Source organism: Streptomyces sp. cg35 (assembly GCF_050410835.1).
Taxonomy (GTDB): Bacteria; Actinomycetota; Actinomycetes; order Streptomycetales; family Streptomycetaceae; genus Streptomyces.
Window position 1 is genome coordinate 7,069,424 of sequence record NZ_CP191268.1, and the last position, 22,723, is coordinate 7,092,146.

23 protein-coding genes are annotated in these 22,723 nt (G+C 72.3%); 12 read left to right on the plus strand and 11 right to left on the minus strand.

The genetic code is table 11. The features are described from left to right. The first annotated feature begins 30 nt into the window (after positions 1 to 30). Together ACQUQD_RS32300 and ACQUQD_RS32305 are read left to right on the plus strand one after the other, a co-directional pair. The gene (locus tag ACQUQD_RS32300) at positions 31 to 1,419 is read left to right on the plus strand and encodes an aldehyde dehydrogenase family protein (RefSeq protein ID WP_428955703.1); all 1,389 of its coding nucleotides are present in this window, start codon (positions 31 to 33) and stop codon (positions 1,417 to 1,419) included. Between the two features lie 39 nt (positions 1,420 to 1,458). Next, entirely contained in the window at positions 1,459 to 2,541 is a 1,083-nt protein-coding gene (locus ACQUQD_RS32305; protein ID WP_428955704.1) for a Zn-dependent alcohol dehydrogenase, read from the plus strand. A 25-nt stretch (positions 2,542 to 2,566) separates the two neighbouring features. Here ACQUQD_RS32305 and ACQUQD_RS32310 read toward each other — a convergent pair whose 3' ends face one another. From ACQUQD_RS32310 to ACQUQD_RS32325, 4 genes are all read right to left on the minus strand, one after another. Continuing rightward, positions 2,567 to 3,469: an urea transporter gene (locus ACQUQD_RS32310; protein ID WP_428955705.1), complete on the minus strand. Its 903-nt coding sequence runs from the start codon at positions 3,467 to 3,469 to the stop codon at positions 2,567 to 2,569. Positions 3,470 to 3,610: 141 nt separating this feature from the next. Continuing rightward, a complete protein-coding gene (locus ACQUQD_RS32315; protein WP_428955706.1) occupies positions 3,611 to 4,525 on the minus strand; it encodes a DMT family transporter in 915 nt (304 codons plus the stop codon). Between the two features lie 191 nt (positions 4,526 to 4,716). Next, positions 4,717 to 5,424: an ArsR/SmtB family transcription factor gene (locus ACQUQD_RS32320; protein ID WP_428955707.1), complete on the minus strand. Its 708-nt coding sequence runs from the start codon at positions 5,422 to 5,424 to the stop codon at positions 4,717 to 4,719. Positions 5,425 to 5,467: 43 nt separating this feature from the next. After that, positions 5,468 to 6,118, minus strand: a complete 651-nt coding sequence (locus ACQUQD_RS32325; protein WP_428955708.1) for a TetR/AcrR family transcriptional regulator — start codon at positions 6,116 to 6,118, stop codon at positions 5,468 to 5,470. Between the two features lie 81 nt (positions 6,119 to 6,199). Between ACQUQD_RS32325 and ACQUQD_RS32330 the strand changes: the two genes are divergently transcribed. The 3 genes from ACQUQD_RS32330 to ACQUQD_RS32340 all read left to right on the plus strand — a co-directional run bounded on the left by ACQUQD_RS32330 (position 6,200) and on the right by ACQUQD_RS32340 (position 8,462). After that, positions 6,200 to 7,351 carry an acyl-CoA dehydrogenase family protein gene (locus tag ACQUQD_RS32330; RefSeq protein ID WP_428955709.1) on the plus strand — a complete coding sequence of 384 codons (1,152 nt, stop codon included), beginning with the start codon at positions 6,200 to 6,202 and terminating at the stop codon, positions 7,349 to 7,351. Positions 7,352 to 7,444: 93 nt separating this feature from the next. After that, positions 7,445 to 7,735, plus strand: a complete 291-nt coding sequence (locus tag ACQUQD_RS32335; RefSeq protein WP_428955710.1) for a YiaA/YiaB family inner membrane protein — start codon at positions 7,445 to 7,447, stop codon at positions 7,733 to 7,735. A gap of 85 nt (positions 7,736 to 7,820) precedes the next feature. Beyond that, on the plus strand, positions 7,821 to 8,462 hold the full coding sequence (locus ACQUQD_RS32340; RefSeq protein ID WP_428955711.1) for a TetR/AcrR family transcriptional regulator: 642 nt from the start codon (positions 7,821 to 7,823) through the stop codon (positions 8,460 to 8,462). Here ACQUQD_RS32340 and ACQUQD_RS32345 read toward each other — a convergent pair. Beyond that, positions 8,453 to 8,914, minus strand: a complete 462-nt coding sequence (locus tag ACQUQD_RS32345; RefSeq protein ID WP_428955712.1) for a MaoC family dehydratase — start codon at positions 8,912 to 8,914, stop codon at positions 8,453 to 8,455. The genes ACQUQD_RS32340 and ACQUQD_RS32345 overlap by 10 nt on opposite strands. Positions 8,915 to 9,006: 92 nt before the next feature. Here ACQUQD_RS32345 and soxR point away from each other — a divergent pair, with 92 nt between their 5' ends. Next, the gene (soxR, locus tag ACQUQD_RS32350; RefSeq protein ID WP_428955713.1) at positions 9,007 to 9,483 is read left to right on the plus strand and encodes a redox-sensitive transcriptional activator SoxR; all 477 of its coding nucleotides are present in this window, start codon (positions 9,007 to 9,009) and stop codon (positions 9,481 to 9,483) included. On the opposite strand, the gene ACQUQD_RS32355 is transcribed toward soxR, so the two are convergent. Both ACQUQD_RS32355 and ACQUQD_RS32360 read right to left on the minus strand, forming a co-directional pair. Further along, positions 9,431 to 10,759, minus strand: coding sequence for a uracil-xanthine permease family protein (locus ACQUQD_RS32355; RefSeq protein WP_428955714.1), 1,329 nt, complete (start codon positions 10,757 to 10,759; stop codon positions 9,431 to 9,433). The two genes, soxR and ACQUQD_RS32355, sit on opposite strands and share 53 nt — an antisense overlap. Further along, positions 10,756 to 11,874, minus strand: a complete 1,119-nt coding sequence (locus ACQUQD_RS32360; protein WP_428955715.1) for an aryl-sulfate sulfotransferase — start codon at positions 11,872 to 11,874, stop codon at positions 10,756 to 10,758. Before ACQUQD_RS32360 ends, ACQUQD_RS32355 begins: the two co-directional genes overlap by 4 nt. A gap of 113 nt (positions 11,875 to 11,987) precedes the next feature. Between ACQUQD_RS32360 and ACQUQD_RS32365 the strand changes: the two genes are divergently transcribed. Further along, positions 11,988 to 12,500 (plus strand): helix-turn-helix domain-containing protein, encoded by a 513-nt coding sequence (locus ACQUQD_RS32365; RefSeq protein WP_428955716.1) that lies wholly within the window; start codon positions 11,988 to 11,990, stop codon positions 12,498 to 12,500. Between the two features lies 1 nt (position 12,501). Here the strand turns inward: ACQUQD_RS32365 and ACQUQD_RS32370 are convergent, their stop codons facing one another. Next, complete coding sequence (locus tag ACQUQD_RS32370) at positions 12,502 to 13,569, minus strand: RNA ligase (ATP) (RefSeq protein WP_428955717.1); 1,068 nt, start codon at positions 13,567 to 13,569, stop codon at positions 12,502 to 12,504. A gap of 87 nt (positions 13,570 to 13,656) precedes the next feature. Continuing rightward, positions 13,657 to 14,373 (minus strand): 3-keto-5-aminohexanoate cleavage protein, encoded by a 717-nt coding sequence (locus ACQUQD_RS32375; protein WP_428955718.1) that lies wholly within the window; start codon positions 14,371 to 14,373, stop codon positions 13,657 to 13,659. A gap of 48 nt (positions 14,374 to 14,421) precedes the next feature. Here ACQUQD_RS32375 and ACQUQD_RS32380 point away from each other — a divergent pair, with 48 nt between their 5' ends. Genes ACQUQD_RS32380 through ACQUQD_RS32395 form a run of 4 tightly spaced genes read left to right on the plus strand, consistent with a single transcriptional unit; the run spans position 14,422 to position 17,504 of the window. Then, entirely contained in the window at positions 14,422 to 14,934 is a 513-nt protein-coding gene (locus ACQUQD_RS32380) for a hypothetical protein (protein ID WP_428955719.1), read from the plus strand. A gap of 38 nt (positions 14,935 to 14,972) precedes the next feature. Further along, positions 14,973 to 15,404, plus strand: coding sequence for a helix-turn-helix domain-containing protein (locus ACQUQD_RS32385; protein ID WP_428955720.1), 432 nt, complete (start codon positions 14,973 to 14,975; stop codon positions 15,402 to 15,404). Beyond that, complete coding sequence (locus ACQUQD_RS32390) at positions 15,401 to 15,802, plus strand: DUF4180 domain-containing protein (RefSeq protein ID WP_428955721.1); 402 nt, start codon at positions 15,401 to 15,403, stop codon at positions 15,800 to 15,802. The genes ACQUQD_RS32385 and ACQUQD_RS32390 overlap by 4 nt, the downstream gene beginning before the upstream one ends. Then, complete coding sequence (locus tag ACQUQD_RS32395) at positions 15,780 to 17,504, plus strand: immunity 49 family protein (protein ID WP_428955722.1); 1,725 nt, start codon at positions 15,780 to 15,782, stop codon at positions 17,502 to 17,504. Before ACQUQD_RS32390 ends, ACQUQD_RS32395 begins: the two co-directional genes overlap by 23 nt. Before the next feature lie 101 nt (positions 17,505 to 17,605). Here the strand turns inward: ACQUQD_RS32395 and ACQUQD_RS32400 are convergent, their stop codons facing one another. Continuing rightward, a complete protein-coding gene (locus tag ACQUQD_RS32400; RefSeq protein ID WP_428955723.1) occupies positions 17,606 to 18,208 on the minus strand; it encodes a hypothetical protein in 603 nt (200 codons plus the stop codon). Between the two features lie 267 nt (positions 18,209 to 18,475). Here ACQUQD_RS32400 and ACQUQD_RS32405 point away from each other — a divergent pair, with 267 nt between their 5' ends. Further along, positions 18,476 to 21,340 carry a penicillin acylase family protein gene (locus ACQUQD_RS32405; RefSeq protein WP_428955724.1) on the plus strand — a complete coding sequence of 955 codons (2,865 nt, stop codon included), beginning with the start codon at positions 18,476 to 18,478 and terminating at the stop codon, positions 21,338 to 21,340. A gap of 70 nt (positions 21,341 to 21,410) precedes the next feature. On the opposite strand, the gene ACQUQD_RS32410 is transcribed toward ACQUQD_RS32405, so the two are convergent. Beyond that, entirely contained in the window at positions 21,411 to 22,682 is a 1,272-nt protein-coding gene (locus tag ACQUQD_RS32410; protein ID WP_428955725.1) for a serine-threonine protein kinase, read from the minus strand. Positions 22,683 to 22,723: the final 41 nt, after the last annotated feature.

Consider the following 22,723-nt stretch of genomic DNA (forward strand, 5'->3'; position numbering starts at 1 on the left):
AGCAGTGACCAGGCAGTGCGGAGGAGAGTCATGAAGGCCCACGAGGGGATGTACATCGGCGGAGAGTGGCGGGCCGCCGCGGGCGGCGACACCATCGCCGTCGTCAACCCGGTCGACGAGCAGGTGATCGGCCATGTCCCCGCGGGCACCGCCGAGGACGTCGACACGGCCGTGCGCGCCGCCCGCGCCGCCTTCCCCGGCTGGGCCGCGACCCCGCCCGCCGAGCGCGCCGCACGGATCGCCGCGCTGCGGGACGTACTGGTGGCGCGCAAGGACGAGGTCGCCGAGACGGTGACGGCCGAGCTGGGCGCCCCGCTGCCGTTCTCGCAGACGGTGCACGCGGGCGTACCGATCCTGGTGTCCGGCTCGTACGCCGAACTGGCGGCCTCGTACCCCTTCGAGGAGAAGGTCGGGAACTCGACCGTCTACGCCGAGCCGGTCGGCGTCGTCGGCGCCATCACGCCCTGGAACTACCCGCTCCACCAGATCGTCGCGAAGGTCGCCCCGGCCCTCGCCGCGGGCTGCACGGTCGTGCTCAAGCCCGCCGAGGACACCCCGCTGACCGCCCAGCTCTTCGCGGAGGCCGTCCACGAGGCGGGCCTCCCGGCCGGTGTCTTCAACCTGGTCACCGGCATCGGCGCGGTCGCGGGCCAGGCGCTCGCCGAGCACGCCGACGTCGACCTGGTGTCCTTCACCGGCTCCACCGCGGTCGGCCGGCAGATCGGCGCGACGGCGGGCGCCGCCGTCAAGCGCGTAGCCCTCGAACTCGGCGGCAAGTCCGCCAACGTCATCCTGCCGTCCGCCGACCTCGCCAAGGCCGTGAACGTCGGCGTCGCGAACGTCATGGGCAACTCCGGCCAGACGTGCAGCGCCTGGACCAGGATGCTCGTCCACACGGACCAGTACGACGAGGCCGTGGAGCTCGCCGCGGCCGCCGCCGCGAAGTACGGCGACCGCATCGGCCCGCTCGTCAACGCCAAGCAGCAGGCGCGCGTGCGCGGCTACATCGAGAAGGGCGTCGCCGAGGGCGCACGCATCGTGGCGGGCGGCCCCGAAGCCCCGCGCGAGCAGGGCTACTTCGTGCAGCCCACCGTCTTCGCCGACGTCACCCCGGAGATGACCATCGCCCAGGAGGAGATCTTCGGCCCCGTCGTCTCGCTCATCCGCTACGAGGACGAGGACGACGCCCTGCGCATCGCCAACGGCACCGTGTACGGACTCGCGGGCGCGGTCTGGGCGGGCGAGGAGGCGGAGGCCGTCGCCTTCGCGCGCCGGATGGACACCGGACAGGTCGACATCAACGGCGGCCGCTTCAACCCCCTGGCTCCGTTCGGCGGCTACAAGCAGTCGGGCGTCGGCCGCGAGCTGGGCTCCCACGGCCTGTCCGAGTACCTCCAGACCAAGTCCCTCCAGTTCTGAGTCCGTTCGCAGCCAGTCCCGCAGGGAGTTATGCCCATCATGGTCCGCGCCGCTGTACTGCCCGCCGTCGGCTCACCGCTGGAGATCGCCGACATCGACCTGCCCGAGCCGGGCCCCGGCCAGGTCCGCGTCGAGCTCGCCGCAGCCGGGGTCTGCCACTCCGACCTGTCCCTGACCAACGGCACCATGCGCGTGCCGGTCCCCGCCGTCCTCGGCCACGAGGGCGCGGGCACCGTGGTCTCCGTCGGCGAGGGCGTCACGCACGTCGGGCCCGGCGACGACGTCGTCCTCAACTGGGCGCCCGCGTGCGGCAGCTGCCCCGCGTGCGCGCTCGGCGAGGTCTGGCTCTGCGCCAACGCGCTGGCCGGCGCCGGGAACGTGTACGCGCGCCGTTCGTCCGACGGCTCCGACCTGCACCCCGGACTGAACGTCGCCGCGTTCGCCGAGGAGACCGTCGTCGCCGCGAACTGCGTCCTGCCGGCCCCGGCCGGTGTCCCGCTCACCGACGCGGCGCTGCTCGGCTGCGCCGTGCTCACCGGCTACGGCGCGATCCACCACTCCGCGCAGGTCCGCGAGGGCGAGACCGTCGCGGTGTACGGCGTCGGCGGCGTCGGCCTCGCCACGCTCCAGGCCGCACGCATCGCCGGCGCCTCGAAGATCATCGCGGTCGACGTCTCCCCGGAGAAGGAGGAGCTGGCCCGCCAGGCGGGCGCCACGGACTACGTGGTCGCCTCCGAGAACACCGCCCGGGAGATCCGCGCCCTCACCGGCAAGCAGGGTGTGGACGTGGCGGTCGAGTGCGTCGGGCGCGCGGTGACGATCCGCACGGCCTGGGAGTCCACCCGCCGCGGCGGCCGCACCACGGTCGTCGGCATCGGCGGCAAGGACCAGCAGGTCACCTTCAACGCCCTGGAGATCTTCCACTGGGGCCGCACGCTCGCCGGCTGCGTCTACGGCAACTGCGACCCGGCCCGGGACCTCCCGGTCCTCGCCGACCACATCCGCGCGGGCCGCCTCGACCCCGGCGCGCTGGTGACGGAACGCATCGCGCTGGACGGGATCCCCGCCGCGTTCGAGAACATGGTCGCGGGCAAGGGCGGCCGGGCGCTGGTGGTCTTCTAGAGGTTCTTGTGCGCGCCGCTCCGCCTCATCCGCGGGGCGGCGCCGCCAGCCGGGGGAACGAGCGCGCCCCCACCAGAAAGACCAGGGTCGTCACCACGAACGGCCAGGTGAGGACATGCCCGCCGACGGGCGCGACCAGCGCGCCGAACGCCGGCGCGAAGACCGTCGCCACGACGGACCCCACCAGCGCGTACACCAGCGTACGCACCCCTCCGTGCAGGAAGACCCCGCACAACGCGAGCGCGACGAGCACCGCGTTGTACCCGGTCGTCCCGTCGGCGACCTGCACCGCGGGCACCCCGAGCAGCCACGCGGCCGTCATCCCCGCCACGTTCCCGAGACAGGCCACCCCCGCCACGCGCGGGCCCGCCACGAGCAGCCCGGCGAGCACCAGCGCCCCCACGTACCACTGCGGCATCAGAAAGATCTGGCCGAAACCGGCGAGGAACCCCCGGGCGGCGTCGGTCGGTTGGAGCCCCATGGCGGCGCCCTCCACCGGCTTGGGCAGGGCGGTGAGCCCGGCCCCGCCCGCGCCCCACACCCGCCCCAGCCCCGGCGCGGCCAGCGTGATCGCGCTCGCCACGGCGCAGAACGGCAGCGTCAGCGCGGGCAGCCCCCACGCCCCGAACGCCCGCCCCGCCGCGGCCGTGGCCACGGTGACGACGGCGCAGCCGAGCAGCGCGACGAGCACGGTGGACGCACGGCCGGCCCCGAGGAACACCGCACAACTCAGGCCCACCAGGCACGCGTTGAACCCCTCCATGCCCTGGGCCAGCCGCTCCGGCTCCACCCCGAGCAGCCACGCGACCGCGGTACCGACGGCCGCGCCGCCGACCCCGTAGAGCCCGTACTCCCACCCGGCGGCGAACAGCGCGAGAGCGAACAGCGCCCCGGTGAGCGCCCGCGGCAGGAACGTCACCTGCCCCATCCCGCGCAGCACCCGCAGCCCGAACTGCCTACAATCGCCCGTCCGACTACGCCCCGTTTCAGGACGAATTGCGGCCCCAGCCACCTGCACCATCCGCCGCTCCCGCGTTACGACGATGTTTCCCCACCCGGCGGACGGACCTTACAGCTCCTTCCCGGACGGGACGGGCGCGGGTACCGATTCCACCGTTTTCCGGGGTCGGGAACGCGCCACGGCCACCCCGGCCAGGCACAGCGCGCCCCCGCCGAGCGTGACGAGCCCCGGCACCTCGTCGAGGACGAGCCAGGACATCAGGACGACCAGGGCGGGCACGGCGTACGTGGTCGCGCCCATGCGGCTCGCGGTCGTACGGGCCAGGGCGTACGCCCAGGTCGTGAAGGCGAGCGCGGTCGGGAACACCCCCAGGTACACCATGTTGAGCGTCGCGGAGGCGGGCGCGTGCGCCACGTCGTGCACCAGCCGCCCGGCGAACGGCAGGCACGCCACCGCCCCGATGAGGCACCCGAACGTCGTCACCTGCAAGGCGCTCGCCCGCGCCAGCGCCGGCTTCTGCGCCACGACCCCGCAGGCGTACCCGATCGCGGCGATCACGCACAGCAGCACGCCCACGACGGACGCCCTCCCGTCGCCGGACATGGAGGACCCGACGGCGACCGCCCCCGCGAACGACACCGCCATCCCGGCCAGCAGCCGCGGCGGCAGCGGATCGCCGAGGAAGCGGGCGGAGAGCAGCGCGACCAGGATCGGGCCGATGTTCACGACCAGCGCGGCCGTGCCCGCGTCGACCTGCTGCTCGCCCCAGTTGAGGGCGACCATGTACACCCCGAACCAGAGCACACCCGACACGACGATGCCGCGCCAGGCCTCACGGGGCGGCCACCCCTCGCGCCGCACGGCGCAGACGGCCCCGAGCACCAGGGCTCCCGCGAGCAGCCGGCCCAGGGCGAGGGCGCCGGGGGAGTAGTGGGCACCCGCGCTCCGGATGCCCACGAAGGCGGAGGCCCAGAGCAGCACCGTGACGCCGGCCGCTGCGGTGCCGGAACGAGAGGTCGGCATGAGGTCTTCTCCAAGGTGTGGGTGTGTGGGGGAGGTGTGGGTGGGGGTTTGCGTCGTCGGCGGGTGCGGGCCGATGGGGCTTCTCGCGCAGTTCCCCGCGCCCCTGAGGCATGCAGCTTCGCTGCCGCCTCCCACGACGAGAGCGGCACTCGCCGACCGGAACGGATCCGGCAGGCGAGGAGGCGGGCGGCTCAAAGAGGGGCACGCACCCCCAGCTCCGCCGAGAAGAACCCGGCCCCGGCCCCGGTCACCCGAACCGCCCGCTCGGACCCGATCCGCTCCACCCAGCCGGAGGCGAACGCGTGGCGGCACAGCGCCGCCCCCGCCACCCCGGCCAGATGGACCCGCCGCTCCGTCCAGTCCAGGCACCCGCGCGCGACCGGCCGTCGCCCGCCCGTGTCGAGCACGACCCCGAGCCCCCGGAACCAGCCGAGCCCCGCGTCCGTGAGCGCGAACCCGGCGTCGACCCGCAACAGCCCCCGCTGCGCCATCCCGTCGGTCACGGCGATCCCGAGCCGCCCCGCGAGATGGTCGTAACAGGTGCGGCCCCGCGCCATCGCATCGCGCGCCGATGACGCCCGCAGGGTGGCGGGCCGCTCGCCGCCGCCGGGCGCGGCGTACGCGGCGAGCCCTTCCACGAGCTGTGCGACCTGCCCGTCGGCCAGGCGCACGTACCGGTGCCTGCCCTGCCGTTCCTCCGCGAGCAGCCCGCCCGCGACGAGCTTGCCGAGATGCTCGCTGGCGGTGGACGCGGCGACGCCCGCGTGCCGGGCGAGTTCGCCCGCCGTCCAGGCCCGCCCGTCGAGCAGCACGAGCAGACAGGCGGCGCGGGTCTCGTCGGCGATCAGCGCGGCGAGCGCGGCGAGCCGCGGGGCGCCCGGTTCCTTGGAAGCAGCCATGACCCAAGGATGCGCCGGGTACGGTTCGGCGGCGGCCGAAGTATCAGTGCGTGGCCGCCGCGACCTGCGCGTACTGGACGGAGAGCCCGTCGAGCAGCGCCGCGAGCCCGGTCTCGAACGCCCGGTCGTCGACGATGTCCTGCCGCTCCGCGAGCAGATGGGCCTGGCCGAGGTGCGGATAGTCCGCCGGGTCGTACGCCGTCTCGTCGTCGACGAACCCGCCGGCGAACGAGCCGAGCGCGGAGCCCATCACGAAGTACCGCATGAGCGCGCCGATCGACGTGGCCTGCGCGGGCGGCCACCCGGCGTCGGTCATCGACCCGAACACGGCGTCGGCGAGCCGCAGTCCGGCGGGCCGCCGCCCCGGCCCCTGGGCCAGCACGGGAACGATGTTCGGGTGCTCGCGCAGGGCGGCCCGGTAGGAGACGGCCCAGTCGTGCAGCGCGGTCCGCCAGTCCCGCGGATCGCCGGCGTCGAACATCGACAGATCGACCTGCGCGCTCACCGAGTCGGCGACCGCCTCCAGGATCTGGTCCTTCGTACGGAAGTGGTTGTACAGGGACGGGCCGCTCACCCCGAGCTCGGCCGCGAGCCGCCGTGTGGAGACGGCCGCGAGCCCCTCGGCGTCGACGAGGGCGCGGGCCGCGTCGACGATGCGGTCGGTGCTCAGCAGGGGCTTGCGCGGTCGGGCCATGCGGCACATAGTAGGGCTGTCCGCCGAAAACTAGCAGTGCTAATTTAAAGGTATCTGCCGCACGTGCCTGGGGAGTCGTCCATGAATCTGGAGCTGAGCGAGGAGCAGACGGCTGTCCGCCGGCTGGCCAAGGACTTCGTGGACCGTGAGATCGCGCCGAACGTGGTGGCGTGGGACCGCGCCGAAGAGGTGGACCGCGCAGTCGTCAAGAAGCTCGGCGAGGTCGGGTTCCTCGGGCTCACCATCGACGAGGAGTACGGCGGCTCCGGCGGCGACCACCTCGCGTACTGCCTGGTCACCGAGGAGCTGGGGCGCGGCGACTCCTCGGTCCGCGGCATCGTCTCGGTCTCCCTTGGTCTGGTCACCAAGACGATCCAGTCGTACGGCACCGAGGAGCAGAAGCGGGAGTGGCTGCCGCGGCTGACGGCGGGCGAGGCCCTCGGCTGCTTCGGCCTCACCGAGCCCGGCACCGGTTCGGACGCGGGCAGTCTGACGACGCGGGCCGTGCGGGACGGCGACGACTACGTGATCAACGGCTCCAAGATGTTCATCACGAACGGCACCTGGGCCGACGTCGTCCTCCTCTTCGCCCGCTCCACGGACGCCCCCGGCCACAAGGGCGTATCGGCGTTCCTCGTCCCCACCGACACCCCCGGTCTGACCCGTCGCACGATCCACGGCAAGCTCGGCCTGCGCGGCCAGGCGACGGCCGAACTGGTCCTGGAGGACGTCCGCGTCCCCGCCTCGGCGATGCTCGGCCCCGAGGGCAAGGGCTTCTCCGTGGCGATGTCCGCCCTGGCCAAGGGCCGGATGTCGGTGGCCGCCGGCTGCGTCGGCATCGCCCAGGCGGCGCTCGACGCCGCGGTCGGCTACGCGGGCGAGCGCGAGCAGTTCGGCAAGTCCATCGCCTCGTACCAGCTGGTCCAGGAGCTGATCAGCGACATCGCGGTGGACGTGGACGCGGCCCGCCTGCTCACCTGGCGCGTCGCCGATCTCATCGACCGCGGCGAGGACTTCGCGACGGCCTCCTCGAAGGCGAAGCTCTTCGCGTCCGAGGCCGCGGTCCGCGCCGCCAACAACGCCCTCCAGGTCTTCGGCGGCTACGGCTACATCGACGAGTACCCGGTCGGCAAACTGCTGCGCGACGCCCGCGTCATGACCCTGTACGAGGGCACGAGCCAGATCCAGAAGCTGATCATCGGCCGTGCGCTGACGGGGGTCTCGGCGTTCTGACCACGTGCCTTCGCGTACGTGCCGTGCCGTTGAGTACGTACCTAGGTAGCGGAGCGGATGTGACTGCGGCCACATCCGCTCCATGCTGTCGCCATGAGTGAGACATCGGTCAAGCAGCGCAACACCACGGCCTTCTACGGGCAGGCCGTCGCATCCTTCGCCGTGGCGCTCGCCGCGGTCTCCGTCGGGATCTACAGCCTCGACGCCAGCGGCTGGATCCGGGCGTTCCTCGCGATCTCGGTCCTCTACCTCACGACCTCGGCCTTCACCCTGGCCAAGGTGATCAGGGACCGCCAGGAGGCGGACCAGATCGTGAGCCGGGTGGACCAGGCCCGGCTGGAGAAGATCCTCGCCGACCACGACCCCTTCAAGCCGGTCGTCTGAGGCCGCCGTCCCGCCGGGCTAAGCGCCCGCTCACCCCGGGGGGTATGGTGTGGGCGCAGGTACCCGGGAGGATGTGAGCGGACCGATGACGCAGGACGAGCGGGTCGAGGACCAGGCACTCGACGAGATGCCGTGGGCCGAGGTCACCCCCGACGCGGCCCGGCGGCTGCTCGTCGCGGCGGTCGAGGCGTTCGCCGAGCGCGGCTACCACGCCACCACGACCCGCGACATCGCGAGCCGCGCGGGGATGAGTCCGGCCGCGCTGTACATCCACTACAAGACCAAGGAGGAGCTCCTCCTCCGGATCAGCCGCATCGGCCACGAGAAGGCGCTCGACATTCTGCGCGCCGCGGCCGCCGGCGAGGGCACCCCGAGCGAGCGCCTCGCCGAGGCCGTCCGCTCCTTCGTGCGCTGGCACGCCGGTCACCACACGACGGCCCGCGTCGTCCAGTACGAGCTGGACTCGCTCGGCGAGGAGCACCGCCCCGGTGTCGTGGCCCTGCGCCGGCAGAGTGACGCCGCGGTCCGCGACATCATCAACGATGGTGTGAAGGCAGGGGAGTTCGACGTCCCGGACGTCCCCGGCACCACTCTCGCCGTGCTCTCCCTCTGCATCGACGTGGCCCGCTGGTTCAACACCGAGGGCCGCCGCACGCCCGACGAGGTCGGCGCGCTCTACGCCGACCTCGTCCTCAGGATGGTGGGAGCCGACCGGGCTCAGAGGTAGTACCGGGACACCGACTCGGCGACGCAGACCGGCTTGTCGCCGCCCTCGCGCTCCACGGTGAACGCCACGGACACCTGCACGCCGCCCGCCACGTCGTCCACCGACGTGATCGTGCCCGTCGCCCGCAGTCGCGAGCCGACCGGCACCGGGGCGGGGAAGCGCACCTTGTTCGTCCCGTAGTTGACGCCCATCTTCACGCCCTCGACCGCGATCAGCTGCGGCCCGAACAGGGGCAGCAGGGACAGCGTCAGATAACCGTGGGCGATGGTCGTGCCGAACGGCCCGGCCTTGGCGCGCTCCGGGTCGACATGGATCCACTGGTGGTCACCGGTGGCCTCGGCGAACTGATCGATCCGCTGCTGTCCGACCTCGACCCAGTCGCTGTGTCCGAGCTGCTCGCCGACGGCGGCCTTCAGCTCGTCGACATTCTTGAAAACCCGCGGCTCCGCCATGTTCCGTGACCTCCATAGCCAAATGTCTAAGCGCTTGCTCAGAGCTCTTGGCATGCTAACAACGCGGCCGCCGGGGAGCTAGGCTCGGCCGGGTGCCCCAGATCCCGGAGAAGATCCACGAGCTCACCGTCGGCCAGCTGTCGGCGCGCAGCGGCGCCGCCGTCTCGGCCCTGCACTTCTACGAGTCCAAGGGCCTGATCACCAGCCGCCGCACCTCCGGCAACCAGCGCCGCTACTGCCGCGACACCCTGCGCCGCGTCGCCTTCGTCCGGGCCGCGCAGCGCGTCGGCATCCCGCTCGCCACCATCCGGGACGCGCTCGCCGAGCTCCCCGAGGAGCGCACCCCGACCCACGAGGACTGGGCCCGGCTCTCGCAGGCCTGGCGGTCCGAACTGGACGAACGCATCAAGCAGTTGGGCCGCCTGCGCGACCACCTCACCGACTGCATCGGCTGCGGCTGTCTCTCCCTGGAGACCTGTGTGCTGTCCAACCCGGACGACGTCTTCGGCGACCGGCTCACCGGCTCCCGGCTGATGGGGGAGCGCCGGGAGCGTCCGACGGCGTCGTGAGCCTCGGCCCCAGGCCCCGGAACACCGCGCCGAGCACCACGGCCGCGATCGCCCCGGCCGCCACGCCGCTGCCGAACAGGGTGCGCGCCCATGACGGCAGGCCCGCGTACATCTCCGGCGCCACGATCGGCAGCATGCCGACCACCAGGGCGAGGGCGACGACGATGCCGTCGGTGCCGCCCGACAGGTCGATGCGCGCGAGCATCCCGAAGCCCATCACCGCGATCACCGCGTAGATGACCAGGCCGGCGGCGCCCACCACGGGTTCGGGGATCGCCGCGAGCAGCCGGGTCAGCGGTGTCAGCAGCCCGCACGCGATCAGCAGCGCCCCGGCAGCCGCCGTCACGAACCGGCTGCGTACGCGGGTGAGCTGGACGATGCCGATGTTCTCGGCGCTGGTCACCATCAGCGACGTACCGAAGATCCCGGAGCCGAGCGAGACCAGTGCGTCGGCCCGGGCGATGCGCGGCACGTCCCGGCCCGGGTCCGGGGCGCGGCCGACGGCCTCGCTGTTGAGGACGGTCTGCCCGGTCGCCTCGGCCAGCGAGGCGAGCGCGAAGACCAGCAGCGGGACGGCCGCCAGGAGGTCGACGTGCGGAGTGCCGTACGGGAACGGGTCCGGCAGCGCGAACGTGCCGCCGTGCGCGATGTGCAGCCCGGTGCCGGTGAGGACGGCGATCAGGGTGCCGCCGACCAGCCCCAGCAGCACCGCCAGCTGCCGCCACACGCCCCGCAGGACGAGGAAGAAGACGGCGATCACGCCCAGCGTCGCGAAGCCGAGAGCCGGGCCCGACGCGACCATCGGCGCGGTCACCTTGATCATGTTGATGCCGATCAGGACCACCGTCGTCCCCATCACGAGCGGCGGGAAGAGCCGCACCAGACGCCCGTAGAACGGCAGGACGCACAGCAGGAAGGCGGCCGCGACCAGGACCGAGCCCGACGCCGTCGCCGGTCCGTACTCGCGCGCGATCTGCAGGAAGATCGCCACCGCGGCGCCGCCCGGCAGCATCAGGAACGGCAGCCGCGCGCCCACCCGCAGCACGCGCACGCCGAGCGACTGCAGCAGCGCCCCGACCCCGCAGAGCACCAGCGTCGCGCTGAGCAGCGACGCGGTCCGCCCGGCCGGGAGGCGCAGCGTCGTCGCGATGAGGACGACGGACGAGACGGGGGCGGCCACGCCCGCCAGCAGGTGCTGGCAGGCGAGGGGGACGAGGCGCCGCAGCGGCAGGCGCTCGTCGACCGGCGCCACCGGTGGTGCCGCCGTGGCGGTCACCGGGTCAGCCAGGGCAGCTCGGCCGCGGAGTAGCGGTAGGCGCGGAACACGGCGTTGGGCTCGGACGGGAACAGCTTGCGGACCTCTTCCTCCGCGTAGCCCCCGAAGAACGGCACCACGTACTCCCAGCACAGATAGCCGTCCGCGGTCACCTCGAAGAGGCGGCCCGCGGGGGAGTCGGTGACGAGGGTGTTGCCGTTCGGGAGGCGCTGGGCGCTGCCCATGAACGGCGCGAAGAACGACTCGCGCGCCGGGTCGTGGTACTCCCACACGACCTTTCCGCTCGACCGCTCGATCTCGATGACGCGGCTGAACGGGACGTCCCAGCGCGGCCGGAAGACGCCGTTGTCGAAGACGAGGAAATTGCCGTTCGGCAGTTCGGTCGGGCAGTGCTGCTGCGAGACGACGCCCGGCTCCGAGCGCCAGACGATGTCACCGGTGGCGCGGTCGATGACGACGACCGCCGACACCGAGCGGAAGCTGGCCAGCACGTTCCCGTCGGCGAGCGGCAGGACGCTGTTGATGAGGGGGTAGTGCTCGCGCGCGTAGTCGGGGTGCAGCGGGAACTCCGCCCGGTCGAGCCGCTCGGAGACCTTCCACTCCCAGGTCCGGTTCCCGTCGGCGTCCACCTCGACGATCGTGTCCGCCCACACGGTGTCGCCGCCGGCCTCGGAACCGGGCACCCCGCCGCGCACGGCCGCGGCCGCGTCGCCCGTCAGCGGCTCCAGGGCCGTGTACAGGATCCGGCCGTCGCCGTAGTGGTGCGCGTCGTGGTGCTGGAGCGGGTCGCGGTGCTCGCGCACCACCGTGCCGTCCGGGGTGATCTCCTGCATCAGACCGCCGCGGTACTTGTGCCACATCGGGAACAGTGCGGGCTCGCCCGGCAGGACGCCGCTGTAGGCGAGGTTCCCGTTCGCCAGGATGCGGGCGTGCCGGCCGGGGCGGTGGGGCAGGTCCCAGCGGTGCACGATCTCGCCGCGCAGGTCGATCAGATACACCTCGCCGGTGCCGGTCAGCGGCGCGAACAGCGTGTAGCCGCCGTACGCCGCGTCCTCGTCCAGCGCGATCAGTCCGGTGCCGCGGCGACGCCGCTGGTTCTGGTCCACACGAGCCATGGAGGCCCCCTCCGTCGCTGGTTGGTTAACTTTTTTAAGTGACGGTGAAGGAGTTAAGCACGGCGATAGGGTGCCCAGGAACAGGCCGAGCAGCGAAAGGGCGTTACAAGTTCATGAACGTGGGACCGGGCATCCGGCGCAGGCGGCGCGCCCTGGAGCTGACGCTCGCCGACGTGGCACGGCGGGCGGAGGTCTCCGTCCCGTTCCTGAGCCAGGTCGAGAACGGCCGCTCGCGCCCCAGCATGAGCTCGCTGCAGCGCATCGCCGACGCGCTCGACACCACGGCCGTCGCCCTGCTCGCCGCGGCCGAGGCCCCGCGCCCGGTCGACGTGGTCCGGGCGGCGGCCCCGTCCACGACACCGGACGGGGTCCGCCCTCTCGTGCGCGGCCAACAGAAGCTCCACGCCCTGGAGTTCACCGGCGAACACGACTGGAGCCGCGAGTACCGGCACGCCGGGGACGAGATCCTCTACGTGGCCGACGGCTCGGCGGAGGTGGAGGCGGACGGCGCGCGCTACGTCCTGGAGCGCGGTGACACCCTCTACTGCGCGGCCGAACTCCCGCACCGCTGGCGGCCTTTGGAGCCCGGCACCCGCGTGCTGCTGGTGGGTGTCACGGCCCCCTAGGTCACTCGTACTCGGTGCCGCCCTTGCGGGTCAGGTAGGCGGGGCTGACCGCCTTCACGACGGCCCGCCCGCCCGTGACCGGGCTGTACCGCTCGGTGGCCGCACGGACCACGACACCCTCCCGCAGATGCAGCTCGCCGCCCGAGACGGTCTCCCGCCCGGAAGCCAGCTCCAGGATGCGGTCGATGTCGTACGGCCCCGCGAACAGGGCGGGCACCACGGGCAGTTCACCGTCCAGCAGCGCGGCGGCGTCCAGCCAGCGGACCGTGCCGTCGATCTCGGCCGCCACGTCGAACACGGCATAACCGAGCGTGTCCCGGCGGCCGTCCGCGCCGTACGTCAGATCCTGCACCCCGGCGCCGTACACCTCCGCGAAGATCCCGACGCGCGAGGCGCCGAGCCGCTCCGCCAGCCGGGCGGCGACCGCGGCGACGCCGTGCCCGCGCACGGCACGCCAGTACAGGTTCCGCGGATCCTCCTTCAGGGCGAGGGACTTGGCCCCGAACCCCTTCGAGGAGACGTACAGGCGGCCGTCCGCGGCCGTAAACGTCACCAGGCAGGCCGAGCCGTGCAGCTTCTCGGTGACGACCACCGGCTCGCCCGGCGCGAACACGTCGGGGTAGCGCCGGATGTTCTCGATGTCGACCCACGGCAACAGCTCCGGCGCGGACTCCACCTCGCCGTTCATCGTCGGCGGCACCGGAGGCACCCACTTCGTGATCCCGAGCAGCGGCGCGAAGTCCGTCCCGTCCGCGGCGGCCGTACCGAGGTCCACGCCGTCGAGCGCCGCCGGGCGGCACACGATCCCCTGCGACAGCTCCCCGCGCAGCCGCACCGCCTTGACCCGGTCCGCGTTCCCGCCCGCGAGCCGTCCCGTGAGCCCCAGCTCCTCGATCAGACCGGCCGGCAGCACCGACTGCTCCGGGATGTACACGGCGGTGTCCCCGGTGCGGTACGCGCCCTTGGCGACCACGGCCCGGTACAGGCCCACCTGCGCCAGCTCCAGCGCGTCGGCGTTCGGATGCGGATGGACGATCAGGGTCTCGGCGGTGACGCGCAGCGTCGACATGGCGACGGCTCTCCTCAGGATCGGTCGGGGCTCATCGGCCTCAACTGTCCGCGGCGCAAAGGGGTGGAGCGAGCCGATTTCCGCCTGCTATGGTCGCCCGGCCAGCGCAGCCGCCACCAGCTCGGCGCTCCCCGCGGCCCGTGATCCGTCCGGCATGCGCAGCGTGTCCTCGAGCCCGATCCGGGTCGCGAGGCCCCGCCGGAGCGCGAGCCGCAGCACCGGCCACGCGCCGCCCTCCTCCCCGTGCAGCAGCACCGGCCGCCCGTGCGTGTCGCCGAGCGAGTCCAGGAACGTACGCGCCGTGGCCTCGGCCGTCCCGGGGCCGGGATCGGTCACCTCGGCGAGCACCCGCAGGACCCGCGGCGCGAGCGGTGACGCCGCGAACCGCTCCGCCCCGTCCGTGCCCGACCAGATCCCCGCCTCGACGCCGACGCCCCGGTCCAGGAGCGCGGCGGCCACCGCCTCCGCGCCCTCCTCGTGCCAGTTCACCGAGGCGTGGTCGGGCAGCACCGTCCACGCGCGGATCCGCGCCACCCGCGCCGCCGGGTCCGGCTCGGCCCACGCGCCCGTCGTCACGCCGACGGGAACCGCCACCCGCGCCCGGATCGCCGTCAGCGTCGCCGCAACCGAACGTGGCGACAACGTGTCTTGCCCACAAGGGGTCTTGGGGTGAACATGCACATCCGACGCACCGGCCACGACCGCCGCACCGGCGGCCTCCGCCAGCGCGCCGGGCGACAGCGGCACCGCCGCCCCGTCTTGCGCACCACGCGCACCGTTCGGACACACCTGCACGAACACCATGAAGGCGATGGTGCCAGCAGACACTGACAACGGGGGACCGGAAACGACATGCCAGTAGCGATCAGCTCACTCAAGTACGAGTCCGCGCACTCGGGCGCGCAGAAGATCACCTACGACAGCGACGGCTACCACCTCGTGCGCTTCCCGTACACGGCGGGCGAGGAGTCGTACGACCCGTGGAAGATGCACGACCCGGCCGGCGGCGCAGGCGCCTCCAAGTATCCCGACGCCCGCTCCGGACTGATCTGGCCGAGCCACGACGGCTGGGGCACCCTGTCCGCGCTCGTCTTCTGGAAGGCCGACGGCCGGGCCACCGAGTACCGCGCCCGCTTCGTGCGCGACCCGCTGAACCTCTCCACCCGCTACGACTCGACCGCCACCACCGACATCTCGGCCACCGGCGGCGGGCAGTACCGCTCCTACACCTGGCAGATGTTCGTGCACCCGGGAACGCCGGTCGGTCTGAAGGTCTCGGCCCGCCGGGGGGACGCCGGGATCGCGGTGCCGATCATCCTCGCCGAGTTCAAGCTCGCGATCCAGACCGACGTGATCCGACCCTGAAATTACCTCGCATTACCTTTTAGGGGTACGTTGAGGGAGTGCAGCGACAGTATTTCTCCCTGGATCAGGTCGCCGAACTGCTCGGTCTCCATGTCCGTACCGTGCGGGGCTACGTGCGCGACGGGCGGCTGAAGGCCACGCAGGTCGGCCGCCGGTACCGCGTCACCCGCGACGACCTGGAGGCCTTCACGGGCGCCCCGGCCACGGCCGTCCCGACGGCCGTGGTCCACGCCGAGGCGTCCGTCATCGTCCAGGTCGACGGCGTCGACCCGCAGGCCGCGATGCGGCTGGGCAACACCGTCGTCGCCACGGCCAACAGTGCCGGGGCCGACCGGAGCGGCGGGCGGCTGCGCGTGGAGACCGTCTACGACGAGGAGCGCGCCGTGCTCAAGATCGTCGTGCTGGGCGGACTGGCCGAGGCGGCCGAGCTGCTGAAGATCGTCGACGTGGTGGTGGAGGACTCGCGATGACCGAACCGACCGACGAGATGCGGGAGTTGGCGGGTGTTCCCGTGTTCGTCTGCTCCCCGGACGGCCCGCCCCTCGACGGCGAGCGCGCCGCCCTCGACCTGATCGGCGACGCCGGATACCGAGGCGCCGCCTGGGTCGCCGTCCCGGCCGAGCGGTGCGGCGCGGACTTCTTCCGGCTGCGCACGCGGCTCGCGGGCGACATCGTGCAGAAGTTCGCCACCTACCGGACCGGGCTCGCGATCCTCGGCGACATCGGCACAAGGACCGCCGCCAGTACGGCACTTCGCGACTTCGTCCGCGAGAGCAACCGTGGCCGCCAGCTGTGGTTCCTGCCCGACACCGACGCGTTGGAGGCGCGCCTCGTAGAGTCGGAGCGTGACACCACACGACGCGCCTGACCCTCATCTGCCCCTGCTCACCGTCGCGCAGGCCGACCGGCTGCGCGGCCTCGTCGCCGACCGACTGCACGCCCGCACCGGGGTGCGCCCCACGGTCACCGGTGACACGGCGGAGGCCGACGGCCACCGCCACCCGCTGACGAACCTGGCGCAGCTGTGCCGCACCGCCCCCGAGGACGCCTGGCCGGAGCTGGTCGAGGAGTTCTTCGCGCGCCTGGACGCGGCGTCCCGGGGCGGCGAGAGCGCCGAGGAGCTGCTGGAGCGGACGTGTCTGCGCCTGGTGCCGCCCGGCGCCGTCCCCGCCGACGCGGCCGACGGGTTCCAGTACACGCGCAAGGTGGCCGAGGGGCTGAACCTCGCGCTCGCCCTCGACGGACCCGCCTCCGTGCGCCTGCTCACCGACCAGGACGTGGCGCGTGCGGGCGCCGACGCGCTCTGGGCCGCGGCACAGCGCAACCTGGTGCGGGAACCGCTGCGGTACGAGGAAGTGCGGCTCGACGGGCACCCCGTGCTGTACTCCGTCTACGGCGACTCGCCGTTCGTCTCCACCAAGGCACTGATCCTGCCGGAGCTGGTGGCCGAGGTCACCGGCCGCCGCATGCCCGACGCGGGCGCGCTCGTGGTCGTACCGACCCGGCACCTTCTCGCGTTCCACCCCATCGTCGACGGCGGCGTCGCCGACGCGGTCAACGACCTGGCCACATACGCCTTCAAGGCCCACGAGGACGGCCCCGGCTCGCTCTCACCGCGCGTGTACTGGTGGCACAAGGGGCGGCTCACCTCGCTCACCGAGATCGACCACGACACCCGCACGTTCTCGCTGCGGCCGCCGGCCGAACTCCTCGACGTGATGCGGGCGCTCGTCGGGCTCGACCGGGCCGGACGCCTCGCCGCGCCGGCCACCGCGCTGTCCGGCGCCGAGGAACTCACGGCCACGACAGCCGACTTGATCAGCGGCCTGGAAGCGGACCCGGGCCGCCTCGGCGACGCCTTCGCCTCCGCCGTCGCCCTGGCCCACGCGCACGCCGCGGCCGACCCCGACGCCGACCGCGTCGAGACCTGGGACGCCTGGGTGGCCGCCCTCCGGCTCGGCACCGCCCTGTTCACCGAGACCAAGGCCGTCGCCTGCCCGCTCGGCGAGCGGGAGCTGACCGTGCCCGCCGCCGGGCCCGGGGCGCACCCGGACGCCCGCGCCTGGCTCGACGCCTTCTACCTCACCCTGGTGACCCGCGAGCGCGAGCGCACGACGCGGCTGTGCCAGGTGCCGCTCGACGACCTGCGCGGCGACACCCCGGTCGACGACTACGTCCTGCACTGGATCGACGTCCTGCAGAGCCACTGGCTGCGCCGCCCCGTGGACGACGTCGTGCAGAAGCTCGTCACCACGATGGAGACCTCGCACCCGGACACCGCGACCCTCGCCCCGAAGGACTTCCTGAACTCCGTCGAGTACCAGCCGGTCGCCCTGTTCCACCGGCTGCTCACCCAGGACCACGACGCCTTCGGCGAGGCCCTCACCGAGGCCCTCGCGCAGCACGGAACGTACTGGGGGGACTCGGCCGCGCCGCGTGCGCGCGTGGCTCTCGGCCCGCTCGCGCTGGCCTGCCTCGCGTACGACATGGACTTCCCGGTCCGGCTCGACGCGCCGTATCTGCCGAAGCACCTGCTCAACCGCGAACGGCTGGAGGTGATTCCCGGCTGACGGGCGCGCACCATGCATCCGGGGGTGCGCAGATGACCGGACCGCACCCCCGTCGCGCTCTCTACGTGTGCTCTGTGCTCCGCACCGACCCGGGCGGAGTGTTACGCGGACACCAGCAGCCGGGCCCGCCTGGCCTCCGCCAGCGCCGCGGGCGTGAGGACGGGGCGCGGTACCACGACGCCGCAGTGGGAACAGACGGGGCCCGACGACGGTTCGTGCGCCAGGTCGTGCTTCCAGACGAGGGCGGTACCCGCGCAGACGGGGCAGGTCTCGCCGGGGTCGCGCTCCAGGGCCGCGATCAGCCGGCGCAGCACGTCGGCCAGCGGTCCGCCGGGGTGCACCGACGGGTCGTCGCACCAGGCGACTCCGAAGCCGCCCCAGGTCAGCCGGTGCCAGTCGTCCACGCTGCCCGGGCGGCGCAGCCCGTCGTGCTTCTCCTTGCGCCTGCGCTCCGCGAAGGCGACTTCGTACGCGAGCCAGACGGCCCGCGCCTCTTCCAGCTCCTCCAGGGCCGCCACCAGGCGGGCCGGGTCGGGGGAGCGGTCCTCGGGGCCGAACCCGGCCCGGGAGCACAGATGGTCCCAGGTCGCCCGGTGGCCGTAGGGAGCGAATCTCTCCAGGCACTTGCGCAGTGAGTAACGCCGCAGTGCCAGATCGCTCAGCGGATCTCGCACCTGTCTCGCCAGACTTCGGAATCCAGCCATCGCCCTGCACCTCCGTCACACGTACGTCGGCGTCGCCGCAGCCATGAAGCGACGTCGCCGAGTAGACGTATCGACACGCGAATCGGATCCCTCTTCCGGGCGGTCGGCCCCATCCGATTTCCGATGGGAGCCATCACCGGCACCTTCTGAGGCGGGGGAGTCGCTGAGTGATCCCTGTGGTGATTCCGAAAACGTGACGCATGTTCATCTTCTGTCGTTGGCTAACCGCCGGTAACCTCCGGCTCACCATCGTCGGGAGGACCAGGCATGCGACGACGCATCCCACGAACCACCCTGAACAGAAAGCCCAGTAGCCCTTTGCGGAGACTTACGGCCGCCGCGGCGCTCGTGCTCACCGCGGGACTGCTCTCCCCTCTCTCGACGGCCACGGCCGCCGACGAACCCGCACCCGTCAGCGACTATTGCAAGGGACAGTGCGCGGACATCCTGCCGCCCGGAGCGAACGGCAGCGCCACGCTCGCGGAGATCCTCGGCAACAAGCTGTTCGGCACCCAGCCCGCACACGCCGACGATCAACTCGGTCCTTATGACGCCCTGTCGTCCGGCTACCCGTCGCTCACGGACGAAACGCTCTCGAACTTCTTCAACGACTCCTCCTTCGGTGTCCGGGACGATCAGGTGGCCTCCGTCACCCGTCCCCGGGACGATGTGACGATCACCCGTGACAAGAAGAACGGCGTACCCCACATCAAAGGTTCCACGCGCTACGGAACCGAGTTCGGCGCCGGTTTCGCCGCAGGTCAGGACCGCCTCTGGCTGATCGACCTGTTCCGGCACATCGGCCGCGGCGAGCTGACGTCGTTCGCCGGCGGCGCCCTCGCGAACCAGGGCCTCGAGCAGGAGTTCTGGCCGCAGGCCCCGTACACCGAGGAAGACCTGCAGAAGCAGGTCGACTTCATCAAGAACTCCGGCGGCGAGCGCGGCAAACAGGCCATGGACGACGCGCAGGCCTATATCGACGGCCTCAACGCCTACCGCGTGAAGTCCAAGAACGGCCGCTACTTCCCGGGCGAGTACGTCCTCACCGGCAAGATCGACGCCATCACGAACATCGGCGAGATCCAGCCGTTCAAGGTGACCGACATGATCGCGCTGGCCTCGGTGGTCGGCGGGCTGTTCGGCAACGGCGGCGGGGGAGAGGTCGACGCGGCCCTCTCGCTCATGAAGTCCCAGGAGAAGTACGGCGTCGAGAAGGGCACCCGGGTCTGGGAGTCCTTCCGCGGCCGCAACGACCCCGAGGCCGTCACCACCATCCACGACGGCACGAGCTTCCCGTACGGCGAGAAGCCGGAGAACGCCCGCGGCCAGGCCCTCCCCGACAAGGACTCCGTCGAGAAGGAACCCCTCGTCCACGACCGCACGGGCTCCGCGGCGACCGCGGCGAAGTCCGGCACCGTCGCGAAGAAGCCCGTGACGGCCCCGGCCAGGCTCAAGCCGCTGCAGGGCATGTACGACGACGGGGTGCTGCCCGCCGACATGTTCAAGGACTCCGCCGCCAAGAAGGGCATGTCGAACGCCCTCCTGGTCTCGGGCAAGCACACCGCCTCCGGCCATCCGGTGGCCGTGTTCGGACCGCAGACCGGCTATTTCGCGCCACAGCTGCTGATGATGCAGGAGCTGCAGGGCCCCGGGATCAGCGCGCGCGGTGTCTCCTTCGCCGGCGTCGGCATGTACATCCAGCTCGGCCGCGGCCAGGACTACGCCTGGTCGGCGACCTCCGCCGGCCAGGACATCACCGACACCTACGCGGTGCCGCTGTGCGAGCCGGGCGGCGGGACGCCCACCAAGCAGTCGACCTCGTACCTGTACCGGGGCACCTGCACCCCGATGGAGAAACTGGAGAGGAAGAACTCCTGGAAGCCCACGGTCGCCGACTCGACGGCCGCCGGCTCCTACCGGATGCAGGTCCTGCGCACCCAGTACGGCATCGTGACGCACCGCGCCACGGTCGACGGCAAACCCGTCGCGTACACGTCGCTGCGCTCGACGTACCGCCACGAGGCCGACTCGATCATCGGCTTCCAGATGCTGAACGACCCGTCGTACGTGAAGGACGCCGCGACCTTCGAGAAGGCGGCGCAGCACATCAGCTACGCCTTCAACTGGTTCTACGCCGACTCGCGCGACGTCGCCTACTACAACAGCGGTGACAACCCGGTGCGGGCCAAGGACGTCGACATGTCGCTGCCGGTCAAGGGTGAACAGGCCTATGAGTGGCAGGACTTCGACCCGAAGGACAACACGGCGGCCTACACGCCCCCGTCCCAGCACCCCAACTCGCTGAACCAGGACTACTACATCTCCTGGAACAACAAGCAGGCCAAGGACTTCACCGCGGCCAACTTCAGTCTGGGCGCCGTGCACCGCGGCAACCTCCTGGACGACCGCGTGAAGAAGCTGACCGCCGAGGGCGGCGTCACCCGGGCCTCGCTCACCCAGGCCATGGAAGAGGCCGCCGTGACCGACCTGCGCGGTGAGCAGGTGCTGCCGGAGATCCTCAAGGTCATCCGCAGCAAGCCGGTCGACGACCCGCAACTCGCCAAGGCCGTACAGCAGTTGGAGGCCTGGCGCAAGGCGGGCGCCCAGCGCAACCAGACGGCGGCGGGCGCGAAGACGTACGCCCATCCGGACGCGGTGCGGATCATGGACGCGTGGTGGCCGCTGCTGGTGCAGGCCGAGTTCAAGCCCGGGCTCGGGGACGGCCTGTACCAGGCGCTGACCGGTCAGCTCAGCGTCGACGAGGCGCCGTCGGCCGGGCACGGACCGACCGGCTCGCACGCCGGGTCCTCGTTCCAGTACGGCTGGTGGGGCTATGTCGACAAGGATCTGCGCACGGTGCTCGGACAGCCGGTGCAGGGCAAGCTGGGGGACACGTACTGCGGCGCCGGGGACCTCTCGGCCTGCCGTGACGCTCTCCTGACCACGCTGGCCACCGCCGCGGCGAAACCGGCCACCGAGGTCTATCCCGGCGACGACAGCTGCAAGGCCGGTGACCAGTGGTGCGCCGACACCATCGTGCACCGGGCGCTGGGCGGGATCACGCACCGCGGGATCCAGTGGCAGAACCGCCCGACGTACCAGCAGGTCGTGGAGTTCCCGGCCCACCGGTAGTCCGTCGGTGCCCCGAGGGGCAGCCGCGGACGTGCCCGCCCGGAACCGGGGCGGACACGTCCGCGGCGTCTCAGCCGGTCACCCGCCCCGCCGCGAGGATCACCCGGGCCAGTTCCTCGTGGCAGATGTCGCTGTGCGCCCCCGCCGGAGGCGGCCCGCGCCGGACGACCTGGGCCGCGTCCACGCTCACGCATCCCGTGCCGGGGACGCCCGCCCGCAGCGCGTCCGCGAGGGTGAGGCGGACGGCGCCGGGCACGTCCAGGATGCCGTCGAAGCCCTGGGCGCCCCAGCGGGCGCCGAGGTCCAGGAGCCCCCGGTCGTCCCCGGCGAGCCGGGACGCCAGCGGGTACATCGTGCTCAACGCCGTGTCGAAGTGCGAGTGGCACGACACCAACGGGCCGTCGATCCGGTCCTGTTGCCCCTTGAGTACGCCGCGGGGAGCGAACGCGTAGTGCGAGAAGGCGCCCTGGAGCAGCGTCACCGACTTCACGACGCGGACCGCCGCCGGGAGGCCGGGCAGCGCGAACGACACGAGACGCCCCCCGAAGCTGTGGCCCACCAGATGGACCCGCACGCCCGGCGCGTCGTGCGCGAGGCGTCCCAGCAGCGGCCCGAGCCCGTCCTGCCCGACCTTTCCCGCGCGCCTCTTCATCACGTAGTACGTGGCCTGGCGCAGCAGTTCGTGCGCGCCCTGCCACGCCTTGGCGAGGCCGCCGGGCAGCCGGAAGGCCGCCGGGCCCTCGGCGGCCTCCAGCGCCGCGGCGAACGCCAGGCACACGGCGTGCGTGTTCTCCTGGAGCATCGCGGGAGCGGCCCCCGGCGGGTTGTCGTACCGGGTGTCCGCGTCCAGGGCGGTCGGACGGTCGCCGACCAACCGGAGGACCAGTTCGCCGAACCGGTCGAACGCGCTCTCCTCGTCGGACTGCCGGTCGAGGAGCAGGGCCAGCTCGTCGACGACCGGGCCGCTGTCCGGGAAGGCCTCGACGAGCGCGCGCTGTGTGCCCCGCGCCAGGGTGGTGCGCGGCGTCGTGGACGCGGTCGCGAGCGACGGCTCGAAGTCGGGGATCGGCTCGTCGGTGAATCGCATGGAAGGCCACAGCACGCCCACGTACCCGAGCCGGGCCGACGGGACGAGCGAGGGGAACGGCGCGAAGAAGCGGTCGAAGAGGCGCGTCGCCATGGACCGGTCGTTGTTCCAGCCGTGGGTGAGCACGACGAGATCGCGGACCCCGCGCTCGCGGACCTCGTGCAGCAGCCGGCCGCGCCGCCCCGGTTCCGGGTCCCCTTCGGCGTCGAACACCAGCTCCCAGTAGGGACGTACATGTACTTCCGGTACGGCCATGGCCAACCCCCGTGGCAGTCGTCCGTGCGGTGTGCCGCATC